Here is a 15,102-nt window from a genome sequence, read left to right on the forward strand (position 1 = left end):
TGACGCTAAAATTCCAACGTATGATGAAAAAATTTACACACTCTTGTCTTAAGATCTTTTTTATGACCTGCCTGCTCCTGGCAGGAAGCATCCCTGTCTTTTCGCAGGTGGGGATATATGGTGGCGGGCCCATTTACAAAAACCGTAGTTACTCTATTAACGAACTGAGAAATTCAGGTTATACCGTTGTCGTGGTATGGACCATTCACATTGATGCCAGCGGTAATTTTAACTTCAATGCGGAGTTCCCGCTGATACAGAACGGTACATACATTGGCGCCAGTTCCTATCCGAACTTCGTGGATGATATGGCGAGATTAAAATCAGCGCCTACTACCATTAATAGGTTAGAGTTCTGTCTTAGTGCATGGGGTTCTGCTACTTTTACCAATATTAAAAACCTGATCAATGCACAGGGCACCGGAAGTACCAGTACATTGTACAAGAACTTCCAGGCACTGCGCAATACATTCCCGATGGTAGATGCTATCGGGTTTGACGATGAAAGTGCCTATGATGTCAGCTCAGCGACCGCACTGGCGGTGATGCTGGGTAACCTTGGCTTTAAGGTGAGCCTTGTACCCTATACGAATGCCAGCTACTGGACAAGCGTTGCTACCAATACTAATAACCAGCGGCCCGGTACAGTAGATCGCGTAGACCTGCAATGTTATGCAGGCGGTGCCGGCAATTCTCCCTGCAACTGGAACTTTGGAAGCATACCGGTGTATGCAGGACTGTGGGATGCAGAAAAAACCACCTCACAGGTACAGAGCCAGCTCAATACCTGGAAGAACAGCTGTAATGCGCGTGTTCAGGGTGGGTTTATGTGGTTGTATGACGATATAGATAACAGCCCGCAAACAGCTGCCTATGCGACCGCTATCAGGAATGTGTTTGGCGGTGGTACGTTGAGTACAGCAGCGGTTACGTTTTATCGTGACTGCAATTACGGTGGGCTGGCGATTAGTTTGCCGACAGGTGACTATACCTTATCCCGGTTACAATCCTTCGGCATCCGCAATGACGATATTTCTTCTGTAACGGTCAATAGCGGATATAGCACACGTTTATATCAGAATGACAACTATGGAGGCACCTCACTGGCGCTGACGGCCAGTAACGCATGCCTGGTGGCAGCCGGCTGGAATGACCTGGCCAGTTCACTGATCGTACGTTCCGGCAGTGGCGCAAGAGTAGCAGAAGATCCGTCTGTACAGAAAAGCATTATACCAGTCATACCTATAGCCGGGAACTTCACACTCTATCCAAACCCTGTAGCCAGCGAACTAAGATGGCAGGCTGGCGTTGACCTGACAGGTGCACAGCTGCAGATATTTGATCTTAGTGGAAAGCTGATCAGATCTGCGCGGAATGTTGCTAACAGACTGGATGTATCGGGACTGCATACAGGTGTGTATACCCTGGTGATCCGTAGCAACGGAAGCGTTATCACACGGCAGTTTGTAAAGCAATAGCAATAACCATTTAATACTGATAAATCCTTTTTGCAGGTTCTGCTTTACACTTCTTGTAAAAGAAAGTACTAAGGGAAACACTTCTTTGTCTGGAGGCAATGGGCAGAACTTGCAATCTGAATCGCCGGTGTACGGCCGGTGTATTTTAAATCCCTCAAAACATACAGAATGAAAGCTAAAAATTGGATAAAGGCAGGTCTGCTGTTTGCAGCAGTATTGTTGCTGTCCACACAGACTTTTGCACAGTTTAAGGTAGTCGGCTATATGCCTTCCTGGGCTGGTAGCGTAAGCGCCATCCAGTATAGTAAACTGACGCATATTAACTACGCCTTTGCCTTGCCTACATCCACCGGTGGCCTGCAGCCAATTGAAAACCCGTCCAAGTTGTCCAGCCTTGTGAGCAGCGGTCATGCCAACGGCGTGAAAGTGCTGATCGCTATCGGCGGATGGAATAACGGAGATGACGGTGCATTTGAATCACTGGCGGCCAACGCTACATACCGGACCAATTTTGTGAATACTGTGATGAATTTCGTCAATCAGTATGGTCTGGATGGTGTGGATATGGACTGGGAATACCCCGATGCAGGTGCATCAGCCAACAACTACCTGTTATTGATGCAACAGCTGTCAACAGCGTTGCACAACCAGGGAAAACTGCTCACAGCAGCAGTTGTAGGTACTGGTGGTGCCAGCATACTTAACGGTGTATTTAACGTAGTTGATTTCCTTAACCTCATGGCTTATGACTATAATAATTACGAACACTCCACTTACAACTATGCGTCTCAGTCGCTGACTTACTGGAAGGGCAGAGGGCTGCCTGCATCCAAGGCAGTGTTAGGCGTACCGTTCTATGCGCGTCCTTCCTGGAACAGTTATGCTACATTACTGGCAAACGGAGCAAGTCCAAATTCTGACTACTTCGGCAGTGATTATTATAACGGACTTCCTACCATCAGAAGTAAAACTAACCTGGCATATGATCAGGGAGGTGGAATTATGATGTGGGAGCTTTCACAGGATGCCACCGGTGCGAATTCGTTACTGAGCGCTATCTATCAGGTAAAAGTAGACCGTAGCGGAACGAATCCTCCGGCTACAAGCACCCTCATCCAGGCAGAAAATTATACCTCCATGTCAGGCGTACAGGTAGAAGCAACTACTGACGCAGGCGGTGGCTCAAATGTAGGTTACATTGAGACCGCAGACTGGATGGCTTATGCAAACATCAACTTCCCGACTTCCGGCGCTTATCTGGTAGAATACAGAGTAGCCAGCCAGAGCACGGGAGGTCAGTTGTCACTTGACCTGAACTCTGGCTCTACTGTGCTGGGTTACCTGAACGTGCCGGTGACCGGCGGATGGCAGACCTGGACTACGATCTCACATACGGTAAATGTAACAGCAGGCACTTACTCACTGGGCGTTTACGCACAGTCAGGCGGATGGAATATCAACTGGATCCGCATCACCAAAGTGGCTTCCGCTGCTGCGAGTACAACCGCTGTTGCCAGTGTGAAAGAGCAGTTACCAGCCAACCAGGTAGTTGAAAAAGCCCCATTACTCTTCCCGAATCCTGTAGCAACTTCTCTCAACCTGAGAGGTGACTTCAACCAGCCGGGCGGTATCATTACCATTTATGATCTGAATGGTAAACAGGTACTGAATGCGAAAGGTGGTGTTACCAATATCAGTGTTGATGCACTTCCTGCCGGTACATACCTGTTGGTATATATCAAAGGTGAGAAGAGAGTGACGCAGAAATTCGTGAAAAAATAATCTGACCGGTTGCCTCCGGCAAAGAGTGTTTCCCTTTTTTACATGTTCCCTTTTATTAACCATTTAAACAAAAACCCTTATGATGCGATCATTGAAAATGTCCCTCATGTTAACCGCTGGCCTGGCACTTGGCTCGAGTGTCGCGTCAGCCCAGAACTGGCAGCTGGTCTGGCAGGATGAATTTACCAACAGTATCAGCTCCGACTGGGTATTTGAAACCGGCACCGGTTCCGGTGGCTGGGGAAACAATGAACTGGAGTATTATCGCCGCGAAAATGCGACCATCGAAAATGGTCAGCTGGTCATTACAGCAAAGCAGGAAAGCTTCGGCGGCATGAACTACACTTCCGCTCGTATGAAAACCCAGGGCAAAAAATCATGGACATACGGTAAGATCGAAGCCCGTATAGCCATGCCATCTTTTCAGGGCTCATGGCCCGCATTCTGGATGCTGGGAGATAATATCACTACCGTAGGATGGCCTTCCTGTGGCGAGATCGATATTATGGAACACGTCAATACCGATGCAAACGTGCATGGTACCGTACACTGGACCGGCAGCAATAATGCCTATGCTTCCTATGGCAGCTCCACACCGGTTGCTGTGACCGGCTATCATGTGTACAGCATTGAGTGGGATGCCAATACCATTAAATGGTTCGTAGACGGCGTACAGTTTAACGTCATCAACATTGCCGGCAACGTAGGCGGCACAGAAGAGTTTCACAGGAGTTTCTTTGTCCTGCTGAACTTCGCTATCGGCGGTAACTGGCCGGGCTTTACAGTGAATAACAGCGCGCTCCCCGCAAAAATGTACGTGGACTACGTACGTGTATATCAGAACGCTGGCGGCGGGGGCAATCCATTTTCCACGACTATTCAGGCCGAATCTTATAGCTCTATGTCCGGCGTACAGACAGAGACCACTACTGACGCAGGCGGAGGCTCCAATGTCGGTTACATTGAAACAGGTGACTGGATGGCCTATCCATCAGTGACCATTCCTACTACCGGTACCTACCGGGTCGAATACCGTGTAGCCAGCCAGAGTGGCGGCGGACGTTTATCGCTTGACGTTAATGCAGGCGCAAGCATACTCGGTTACCTGGACATCCCTTCTACAGGCGGATGGCAGAACTGGACAACCGTTTCACACGATGTGACCATTAATGCCGGCACTTATAATTTCGGCATTTTCGCCCAGGCCGGCGGATGGAACATTAACTGGTTCCGTATCACCAAATTGTAAACCATCATCTTTTAACCCACATCTCAAACAGTTTACCCTATGAGCAAAATGCTAAAATATATAGCCGGTACATCAATGGCGTTACTGGCAGCTTCTGTCACTTTTGCACAGCAAAAGGAACCCTATCGTCTTGGTACACCTGCCGGACTCCTGCAGGATATACGTACACAGGCCGCAAAACCGCATGCCCGACTGGTAAGTGCAGCCGAACTGAAAGTAGGTGCCGGCACTGTGCTGACTGGTAAAGTAAATGCACGTCATACAGATGGAAAGAATATGGAGTCAGTGATCGGGGAAATAGAAAATGTTCCCGGTTCCTCTTTTTTCCTGCAGGTAAAGGATGGTGCTGTAACAGGTAACATTATACTGCGTAATGCGAAAAAAGGGTATAAGTATTATACCGACAATACGGGTACTGCTTTCGTAAAAGAAGTAGCACTGGATTCATTATTATGTATTGATTATAATAAGGCACCGGATGAACCAGGAGGAAGGACGGCCAGCGCAGGTGATGTAGCACTGGCCCTGCCTGAACTGCAGAGCCGTCCCGGTGCGAATGGTGTTGTACTGCTGGACTTTGACGGACAGTATGTTTCAGGTACCCTATGGAACAACGGTAATCCTATCAACGCAGCAGCAGCTAACCTTACGGAAGCCCAACAGCTGGAAGTGTGGGAGCTGGTAAGTGAAGACTTCCGTCCGTTTAACCTGAATATCACCAACAGTGAAGCGGTGTACAACAGCTATCCTGCCAACAGGAGAATGCGTTGCATCTTTACGCCCACCAATACGGCGGCTCCGGGAGCAGGTGGTGTAGCGTATATCGGTTCCTTCAACTGGGGAAATGAAACACCTTGCTGGGTATTTAATGGTGGCGTGAAAGGTGCAGGCGATGCAGCTTCCCATGAAGTAGGCCATACCTTCGGTCTGGGCCATGATGGACGTACCAGTCCATCAGAAGGTTACTATGCTGGTCATGGTAGCTGGGCGCCTATTATGGGTGTTGGTTATTATGTGCCGGTTGTACAGTGGAGCAAGGGCGAGTACGCCAGTGCCAACCAGCTGGAAGATGACCTGGCAAAGATTGCCAGCAGTACTTATGGAGTAGGCTACAGAGCAGATGATGCAGGTGGCACGATCGGTTCAGCAGCAGCACTGGCTATAGGCAGTGGTGGTGCTGTGAATACAGCCGGTGTGATCGAGCGTACGGCTGATGTGGATTTCTACAGCTTTACGACCAGTGGCGGTGCGGTGTCACTGAACTTTGCAACACCTACCCGTCATCCAAATCTGGATATCCAGGCTACATTATATAATAGTGGAGGTGGTGTTATCGCAACCAGTAACCCTGCTGGCTTGTCAGCATCCATCAGTGCTTCTGTTGGTGCGGGCACTTTCTATGTAGCGGTTACAGGCGTTGGTGCCGATAATCCGCTGAACACGGGTTATTCTAACTATGGGTCATTAGGTAGTTATGCGATCACAGGAACGATCGGAGCGGCATCAGCGAATGCGGCTACTGTATATAAAGACTGTAACTATGGTGGCTATGCGGTAACGTTATCACCAGGTAGCTATACCTTGTCTCAGTTGCAGGCAAAAGGAGTGATCAATGATGATATTTCTTCCCTGAAAGTGTCCAGTGGTTACGAAGTGATTCTGTATCAGGATGATAACTTCGGTGGCGCTGCCTACGTGTTCAGAGGAGATTTCTCCTGTCTGGTGAACCTGAGTGTGAATGGCGCACCGCTTAACCTGAACGACTGGACATCATCTGTTATTGTACAGCCATCTACAGCGGCAGCTGCGCGTACCACTGGTACTATACAATACATAGAGAAGATCAGCAACGAGGTACCGGCTGAAAGCAAACTGGGTGCTACCCTGAATATATTGCCGAATCCGTTTGTGAATGAAGTAGTGGTGAGAACAACCGCAACTACGAAGGAAGGTTATCTGTATGTAAGCGTATTCTCACTGGATGGTAAAACAGTGTTACCGCTGAAACGTATCGTAAACGGAGAAAGGGTGAATCTGTCAAACGTTAGTACCGGCGTTTACCTGATCAAGATCTTTAACGGTAAAGATACTGAGATAAGGAAGATCATCAAGCAGTAGTGTCATTCCCTCCGGGGATCATTTATGGGCAAAAAACGGGAGTAACACCTAGAAAAGGTGAGGCTTCCGTTTTTTGCCTTTTTTGTTTTCTCCTTTTCTACAGCAGTAAATACATTCGAAATACTTTTAATTTAATTTTTTGTTATAAAATGCTATATAATAAAAAGAATTGTTACTATTTTATAAGTCGAAAAGATGGAGATTAACATTGTAATGAAAACCCGGAGCCATTAAAAATTGCGTATAATTTGTACCCGGAGGGGCGAATTATATAAACGACGTGATATGAATACACAAGATGTCGAGTTAGTAATCAAATTATTGCAAGATGATGTAACAGCCTTTGATGCCCTGTACTGGAAATACCACCAGGCAGTCTACCGGAATATTTTCAAGTTTGTTAAAGAACCCATTGCAACAGAAGATATTTTGCAGGAGGTCTATGCCCGGTTATGGGAAAAGAGGAGAGATATCAATGCTGGTCAGTCCGTTGCTGGCTGGTTATTTGTGATCAGTTTCAACCTATCGGTAGATTTCCTCCGAAAAAAACTACGTGAGCATACGTTTCACAAAGAGTTATACAATCTGAACATCCAGGGAACCGACTGGGAGGATAATCCTGAGGCTTACGAAGAGCAGTACCACCTGCTGGGAGAAGCCATCTCACAGTTGTCGCCCAAGAAGCAAAAGATTGTGACCCTGTGTAAACTTGAAGGTAAAACCTATGATGAAGTAGCAGATGAGCTGAAGATTTCCAGGAATACAGTAAAGGAACATTTGTCTATCGCAATGACCCGTATCAATGAGTACATTCAGAAGAACAAGGAGCACAAATATGTATTGTTGCTGCTGCTGTTCATGAAAAATTAGTTTGTAAACCCTGATAGCAGCCGGTTGCTATAGCTGTAAGTGTCCAACAGCATAACAATCGTATTGTCAGATAATTAAAAACATATAATAAGAAGCAACCAAAATCGCATGAGACACATTATGAATAAGAATATGTAACAAAATTCGTAAACGCACCCACCCACAAGCAGAGGGTCGTCGTATTTAGGTTAAATAATCATTAAAATAGTGCAGAACAGGAAGGAATACCTAAAGCAACTGTTGCAACAAAAAGAGTGGAAACAGGAAGACCGGGATTGGCTGCTGCAGTATTTGAATGAAAACGATCTTACAGATTTACAGGAAGTAGCCGCAGCCGCCTATGACAACGAACTGCAAAGCGCAGACCCTGTACTGGAACGGGAGCATTCAGCACGTATACTTGAGCAGATACATCAGCGCATCAGCGTACCCACGGTACCTGTTGTCAGAAGCATCTGGTCTGTACGCTGGAAAGTAGCAGCTGCCGCCATTATTATCCTGGCTGCCGGAGCAGGCTTCCTGAGCCTGTTCAGAAAACCCGTTAAGCAGCTGTTAGTGACGGCCGAAAAGCAACGGAAGACGGTAACATTACCTGATGGTTCAATGGTCTACCTGGAGCCAGGAACGACTTTACAGTATTCCGGCAACTATGGTAAAGAAGATCGCAATGTGATGCTGACGGGTGAGGCCCTGTTTAATGTACAGAAAGATGATGCACATCCTTTTATTGTAGCATCTTCACTGATCAGTACAAAAGTATTGGGTACTTCTTTTAATATGGAGGTGAGAGGTAACTCAGACGCGAAGGTAGTAGTGCTGACTGGAATGGTACAGGTGGCCGCTCAGGGAGATCATGATCAGGAAGGAAAGAAGCTGATACTGACAGCTAACAAAAGAGCGGTATATAATAAGACGACTCAACTGCTGGAAATGTCCGATGCCACTGATGATGCACGATTCTATTCTCAGAAACAACAAGGACGGTTTGTATACGATGGAGAAGAACTTATAAAAGTAGTAAACGACCTGCAGAGATTTTATAATACGGAGATCAGACTAGACAGAAGGATACAACACTGTGCATTTTATGGAGATGTAAACATTGTGGATGACCTGGAGAAGGCACTCGACTTGATCGCAGTGTCGCTGAACGCCAAAATCGATAAGGATAAAAGTGGAAACGGCTATACAATTGCCGGAGGTAACTGTCAATAAAGACACATCGCCTACAGTTAACCTGACTAACGCCTTAGCATGTACTGAGCATACCAATGTATGCTAGCCAGCTTGTTATTATTATTACGGAGATAAAAATTGCACACAACCAAACTAAATCGCTTTATGACGAATCAGAAAACAACACCTTCCGGTTAACTATACCCTGTAGGGTTAACTCAGTAGAACAAAATTGACCTGCACCGCAGCTGGTGCCCTATTGCACTGATCCGAAAAGGACCGGTAATGGGAATGCTATTTCCCGAACACAACCAAAATCAAATCATAAACGAAATGCTGAAAAAGGCAACCTTATCCCTCCGCCTGATCATGCTTGCACTTATTGTATTGTTATCGCAGACAATCGCAATACCTGCTACAGCTTCAGGAATACAGGATGCGCTCGACAAGAAGATTTCCCTGGAACTGAAAAATGTGTTGCTGAAAGAAGCACTCGACCAGATCGGTAATCTCGCAGACGTCTCTTTCATTTATGCTGGCAACAAACATATCGTTGCCAATAAAGTAGATGTTAAAGCTCACAATGAGAAAGTGAGCGACCTGCTGAATAAGCTGCTGAATCCCCTGTCCCTGTCTTACACGGTCGTATATGACCGTGTGGTGATCCGGCCGGTTGAAAAAAAAATGGACGACCTCTCCGCTCCGGAAAGCAGTCACCAGGTCGCGCCCCGTACCCAGGACATAAAAGGTACAGTCATTTCTCCAAAAAATGAACCGTTACCTGGTGTAGCGATCGTCATTAAAGGAACAACCAGAGGTACAACCACTGATGAGAAGGGGAATTTTCAGCTGAAAGGCGTTCCTGCCGATGCTATACTGATATTTAATTTTACCGGCTATCAGCAGGAAGAGGTAAGTGTGGCTGCCTATAAAAATGGTGTGATCAATCTGCATCTCAAAGAAAAGACCACGAAACTGCAGGAAGTTGTAGTAACTGGTTTCCAGGATATTGATAAAAGCAAATTCACCGGTTCCGCTGCCCGTATCAAAATGGATGACGCCAAAATAGATGGTATGGCCGATGTGAGCCGTATGCTGGAAGGACGTGTGGCAGGGGTGGCTATTCAGAACGTATCCAGCACTTTCGGTACTGCGCCTAAGATCCGTGTACGTGGTGCCACTTCCATCAACGGGGATAACAAACCGTTGTGGGTGGTTGATAACGTGGTGCTCGAAGATGTGGTGAATATCTCGAATGACCAGTTGTCCAGCGGTGATCCTACCACCTTGCTGGGCTCCGCAGTAGCAGGTCTGAACCCGAATGATATTGAAAGCTTCGACATCCTGAAGGATGCCGCAGCAACCGCCCTCTATGGGGCACGTGCGATGAACGGGGTAGTGGTGATCACTACGAAAAAAGGCCGTGCAGATGCAAAACCGATCATCACCTACAGCGGTAACTACAGTACACAGCTGAAGCCTAACTATAGCAATTATAATATCATGAACTCCGCCCAGCAGATGTCAGTACTGGCAGAGCTGGAGCGGAAGGGCATGCTTACTTCTGATATCCTCTCCCGTGGCGATATCGGCGTATACGGTAAGATGTATGAAATGCTGAATGCAGATGATAAGGGCAACTTCCCGCTGGAAAATACCCCGGCTGCAAAACGTAATTTCCTCCTGCGTTACGCCGCTGCCAACACCGACTGGTTCGACATCCTTTTTAAAACCAGCTTTATTCAGGAACACTCCCTGAGTATCTCCAATGGTAATGACAAAGGACAGTCGTACTTCTCTACCAGCTTCTATCATGATAACGGCTGGACCATCGCTGATAAGGTAAGCCGTTACACACTGAATTTCCGCAATAACTACAAGGTATCCGAAAAAGTAAATACCGGCTTCTCAGTACTGGGGTCTGCCCGTCAGCAAAGAGCACCAGGTGCACTGACCCGCACCAGTAACCCCGTAGAAGGGCAATACGACCGCGATTTTGACATTAATCCGTTCAGCTATGCCCTGAATACCAGCCGTACCCTGACAGCCTACGATAAGGACGGAGAACTCGAATATTTCAGAAGGAACTATGCGCCGTTCAATATCATCAATGAATCGGCTAATAACTACCTGAACCTGAGTATGATGGACCTGCGCCTGCAGGGAGATCTGTCCTGGAAAATAGCGAAGAACCTGCGCTATGAGTTTGTTGGTGCGTTACGCTATGTGAAATCTTCCCGTGAACACCAGATCACCGAGAACAGTAATATGGCCAATGCCTACCGTGCTGCTGACAATGCTACTATTGCAGAAAGGAACAAGTTCCTTTACCGTGACCCGTCAAATCCTGACGCATTACCGGTGATCGTCCTGCCTTACGGTGGCTTCTATAACCGTACCGAAGATCAGCTGATCAACTTCGACTTCCGTAACAGCCTTAACTACAACGCCACGATCCATGAGCGTCATGGCATCACTGCCATGATCGGTCAGCAGGTAAAATATGCCGATCGTCAGAACGCCTCCAATACCGGCTACGGTTATCAGTATAACAATGGGGGTGTACCATTCACTGACTACCGTATCCTTAAACAAACGATAGAAAGCAGCTTCCCCTACTATGGTATGAGTAAGGACTATGACCGCTTCGCTGCTTTCTATGCGACTGCTACCTATTCACTGGATGGTAAATACAACCTCACCGGTACCACCCGCTACGATGGTTCAAACAGACTGGGTAGATCCAAAACTGCCCGCTGGTTGCCTACATGGAGCGTATCCGGTTCATGGAACGTCGACAAGGAACAGTTCGTACAGGACCTGGGCTGGGTTGATTACCTGGCGCTGAGAGCCAGCTACGGTCTGACTGCCAGTCTCGGACCTGCTACTAACTCTAATATCGTATTCCAGACAGTTAATAGTAAAAGAACACACCTCGATGAGGTAGAATCTGTGATCAAGATCGCTCACCTGCAGAACGATGACCTGACCTGGGAAAAACTCTACACCACTAATATTGGTCTGGACGGTACCCTCTTCAACAGACGGCTGAACTTTTCCATAGACGCTTACCGTCGTAACAGCTTTGACCTGATAAGCATTATCAAAACCTCCGGTATCGGTGGAGAGACTTTCAAAGCAGCGAACTACGCTGATATGAAATCAAAAGGGATAGAGGTCCTGGTAGGTGGCGACATTATCAAACGCAGGGACTGGGGTTGGAAAACCAGCGTAACATTCGGTTATAATACCAATAAGATCACCAATGCGAAGAACATCCCGAGGATCTTCGACCTGGTAGTAGCAGAAGGAGGTAATAAAGAAGGATATCCTGTAAGAGGTCTCTTCTCACTTGAATATAAAGGACTGGACCCGCATACGGGTGCCCCGCAGTTTGTGAACCAGCATGGTGCTGTCAGCAAAGATGTGTTCCTGCAGGACCTCAACACTTCCCGCCTGGTATACCAGGGACCTGTAGATCCTCCTGTGAATGGTGGTGTGAATAATACCTTCCATTACAAAGGGCTTTCCCTGAACGTATTCGTGACCTATCAGTGGGGTAACAAGATCCGTTTGTATCCTGCCTTCAAAACTGCCTATTCTGACCTCGACGCTATGCCGAAAGAGTTCTATGACCGCTGGATCATGCCGGGTGATGAGAAGGAAACACAGACACCTTCTATCCTCGATGGCCTTGAACAGGTAATGCTGGGTGGTGCTTATCCCTATAATAACTATAACTACTCCACAGCGAGAGTGGCCAAAGGAGATATGATCCGTCTGAAAACCGTGTCACTTACCTGGATGGTGCCTTCCAACGTGTTGAGAAGGACCGCCTTCGGTAACATCTCACTGACTGCGGCGGCTATTAACCCATGGCTGATCTATGCTGATAAGAAGCTGAGAGGACAGGACCCTGAGTTCTTCAATACCGGTGGTGTGGCACAGCCTATACAGAAACAATTTACGTTCTCCTTAAAAGCTGGTTTCTAAACATAATGGTTATGACTAAATTTTTTACAAGAGCAACAGTCATCGGCAGCTGTTTGATAACCATGGCCGGATGTAATAAGTACCTGGATAAATCGCCGGATAGTACGTGGACAGAGCTGGATACGCCTGCAAAGATCTCCCAGCTGCTGGGGACTGCTTATCCGCAGGCGAACTATATCGTTTTCGCAGAAGCCATGAGCGATAACGTGGAAGATAAAGGTGCGGGTGTGAATGACAGAACAAATCTTGATCCCTACTTTTTCAATGATGTCTCTGCCACTGAACAGGACTCTCCTGAATACTACTGGCAGGCTTGTTATACGGCTATCGCTGCAGCTAACAACGCATTGAAGGCGATTGAGCATGCGGCAGACAAAAGCCGTTATACTGCGCAGAAAGGAGAAGCCCTGGTTGCACGGGCATATGCACACTTTATGCTGGTAACATTCTTCTCCAAATTCTATGATGCAGAAACTGCTGCTACCGATCCTGGTATTCCTTATGTAACGGAGCCAGAGACGATCGTCAACAAACAATATGAACGCAAGACCGTAGCGTATACTTATCAGATGATCGAGAAAGACCTGCTGGCAGGCATGACTCTGATCAGCGATGAAAACTATCAGGTGCCCCGGTATCACTTCAATAAGTCCGCTACCTATGCCTTTGCAACCAGGTTCTATCTGTTTAAGAAAGACTACCAGAAGGTACTTGAATATGCTAACCAGACCTTTCCTAACAATGACCTGGCAAGCAATATGCGCCCATGGAACACTACCTACAAAGCACTCAGCCCGGCCGCTATCTGGGATACCTATGCGAAGGCAAGTGAAAAAGCTAATCTGCTGCTGGCAGAAACGCAGTCCTCTTATGGACGTTATGTGGCACAGTACAGATATGGACTGACCTATAACATTCAACAGCAGATCCTGGGAAGTAATGTGACAGAAGGTGCCTTTGCCTATCCTTTGTACTACTATGGTACAAGAGACTATTTCGTACCTAAGCTTACCGAATACTTCGTAAAAGCTTCTGTAAATGCAACGATCGGTGATCCTTATGTAATGGTGCCATTGTTCACTACAGAAGAGGTACTGTTCAACAGGGCAGAAGCAAATGCCTACCTGGGTAATAATACTGCTGTGCTGAATGACCTGAACCTGTTTGCCAGCAAACGTATCACCAATTATAACGTGTCTGCACACCGTATTACACAAACCAAGATCAGGGCGTACTATGGTATCACTGATGTAAGAAGTGGTCTGTTACAGACGATACTCGATTTCAAACGTGCTGAGTTTGTGCAGGAAGGACATCGCTGGTTTGATATTCAGCGCTACAAAGCCACTGTTGTGCACTACACGGATAAAGGTGAAAGAATGGAACTGAAAGCGGATGACAAACGTCGTGTGCTGCAGATACCACAGTCTGCCACTACTTCCGGTATAGCATTGAACCCAAGATAATTTCAACCATTCATACAAGAATCACAGATATGAAATACTTAAAAATATTCTTCTTACTCCTGACAGCTGCCATGTTCGCAGCCTGCGCAAAAGAAGAGGATGATCTCAGTGGTGTGCAAGACATCCCGGGCCTGGGTGGCGATACCTGGGTTCCGGGATCTTTAGATGCCTGGTTGCACGATACGATGACCGTACCGTACAACATCGAAGTAAAATACAAATGGGACCAGTTTGAGTTTGACGTCACCAAAACACTGGTACCTCCAAAGGAAGAGGTGGTAGCTCCTGCCATCCGGGCGATCAAGAAGGTATGGATCGATAACTATATTAAAGAAGCCGGCGAGATCTTCTTCAAGAAATATAGTCCTAAGTTCTTTGTACTCTCTGGTAGTGCCAGCTGGAATGACAACGGTACCATCACACTGGGTACTGCAGAAGGAGGCCGTAAAATAGTCATGTATCTGCTGAATGATTTCCGTACCAAGGAAATGCCCGGATACCAGAAGAGTGACACCGCCAACGTAAAGCAGATCTTTCACGTAATAGAGCATGAGTTTGCACATATCCTTCACCAGACTATCATGTACCCTGTTGAGTTCAAGAAGATCTGTGCAGGATATTATACCGGGAACTGGAACAACATTGCAGACAGTGAAGCCAGAAAAGATGGGTTTGTTACTGCATACGCTATGTCAAATGAAAGTGAAGACTTCGTAGAAATGATCTCTATGATGCTGATAGAAGGAAAGGCCGGTTTTGACAGGATCGTGAACAGCATTCCGGAAGGATTTAGTGTAAATGGTTCCTCCCAGGCACAGGCAAAAGAAAGGCTGAGACAGAAGGAAGCCATTGTGGTAAGCTACTTCAAAGCTTCCTATAATGTTGACTTCTACAGTCTCCAGAGCAATACCCGCAAATCTATTGTACAGCTGCTGTATTAAGCAGGCACTTTTTATCAACCAGGATCAAT

9 protein-coding genes are annotated in these 15,102 nt (G+C 46.9%); all 9 read left to right on the forward strand.

Translation table 11 applies throughout. The annotated features are described in order from the left end of the window. Positions 1-62 precede the first annotated feature (62 nt). The 9 genes from GWR21_RS26235 (at position 63) to GWR21_RS26275 (ending at position 15,073) form a co-directional block, all read left to right on the forward strand. Positions 63-1,478: a T9SS type A sorting domain-containing protein gene (locus tag GWR21_RS26235; RefSeq protein WP_238430018.1), complete on the forward strand. Its 1,416-nt coding sequence runs from the start codon at positions 63-65 to the stop codon at positions 1,476-1,478. 168 nt (positions 1,479-1,646) lie between these two features. Then, positions 1,647-3,260, forward strand: coding sequence for a glycosyl hydrolase family 18 protein (locus GWR21_RS26240; RefSeq protein ID WP_162334677.1), 1,614 nt, complete (start codon positions 1,647-1,649; stop codon positions 3,258-3,260). A 79-nt stretch (positions 3,261-3,339) separates the two neighbouring features. Then, the gene (locus GWR21_RS26245; RefSeq protein ID WP_162334678.1) at positions 3,340-4,509 is read left to right on the forward strand and encodes a carbohydrate-binding protein; all 1,170 of its coding nucleotides are present in this window, start codon (positions 3,340-3,342) and stop codon (positions 4,507-4,509) included. Between the two features lie 39 nt (positions 4,510-4,548). Next, positions 4,549-6,627: a T9SS type A sorting domain-containing protein gene (locus GWR21_RS26250; RefSeq protein WP_162334679.1), complete on the forward strand. Its 2,079-nt coding sequence runs from the start codon at positions 4,549-4,551 to the stop codon at positions 6,625-6,627. Positions 6,628-6,912: 285 nt separating this feature from the next. Further along, entirely contained in the window at positions 6,913-7,497 is a 585-nt protein-coding gene (locus tag GWR21_RS26255) for an RNA polymerase sigma factor (protein WP_162334680.1), read from the forward strand. 207 nt (positions 7,498-7,704) lie between these two features. After that, positions 7,705-8,712, forward strand: a complete 1,008-nt coding sequence (locus GWR21_RS26260) for a FecR family protein (RefSeq protein ID WP_162334681.1) — start codon at positions 7,705-7,707, stop codon at positions 8,710-8,712. A gap of 294 nt (positions 8,713-9,006) precedes the next feature. Then, positions 9,007-12,666, forward strand: a complete 3,660-nt coding sequence (locus GWR21_RS26265) for a SusC/RagA family TonB-linked outer membrane protein (protein ID WP_162334682.1) — start codon at positions 9,007-9,009, stop codon at positions 12,664-12,666. An 11-nt stretch (positions 12,667-12,677) separates the two neighbouring features. Next, on the forward strand, positions 12,678-14,132 hold the full coding sequence (locus GWR21_RS26270) for a RagB/SusD family nutrient uptake outer membrane protein (RefSeq protein WP_162334683.1): 1,455 nt from the start codon (positions 12,678-12,680) through the stop codon (positions 14,130-14,132). Between the two features lie 29 nt (positions 14,133-14,161). Beyond that, a complete protein-coding gene (locus GWR21_RS26275) occupies positions 14,162-15,073 on the forward strand; it encodes a zinc-binding metallopeptidase (RefSeq protein WP_162334684.1) in 912 nt (303 codons plus the stop codon). Positions 15,074-15,102 lie beyond the last annotated feature (29 nt).

It is taken from the genome of Chitinophaga agri, from assembly GCF_010093065.1.
Taxonomy (GTDB): domain Bacteria; phylum Bacteroidota; class Bacteroidia; order Chitinophagales; family Chitinophagaceae; genus Chitinophaga; species Chitinophaga agri.

Excerpts from the sequence above, each read along its gene's own strand:
- GWR21_RS26235 (WP_238430018.1), top strand. The coding sequence starts at position 63 with ATGACCTGCCTGCTCCTGGCAGGAAGCATCCCTGTCTTTTCGCAGGTG.
- GWR21_RS26240 (WP_162334677.1), top strand. The coding sequence starts at position 1,647 with ATGAAAGCTAAAAATTGGATAAAGGCAGGTCTGCTGTTTGCAGCAGTA.
- GWR21_RS26245 (WP_162334678.1), top strand. The coding sequence starts at position 3,340 with ATGATGCGATCATTGAAAATGTCCCTCATGTTAACCGCTGGCCTGGCA.
- GWR21_RS26250 (WP_162334679.1), top strand. The coding sequence starts at position 4,549 with ATGAGCAAAATGCTAAAATATATAGCCGGTACATCAATGGCGTTACTG.
- GWR21_RS26255 (WP_162334680.1), top strand. The coding sequence starts at position 6,913 with ATGAATACACAAGATGTCGAGTTAGTAATCAAATTATTGCAAGATGAT.
- GWR21_RS26265 (WP_162334682.1), top strand. The coding sequence starts at position 9,007 with ATGCTGAAAAAGGCAACCTTATCCCTCCGCCTGATCATGCTTGCACTT.
- GWR21_RS26270 (WP_162334683.1), top strand. The coding sequence starts at position 12,678 with ATGACTAAATTTTTTACAAGAGCAACAGTCATCGGCAGCTGTTTGATA.
- GWR21_RS26275 (WP_162334684.1), top strand. The coding sequence starts at position 14,162 with ATGAAATACTTAAAAATATTCTTCTTACTCCTGACAGCTGCCATGTTC.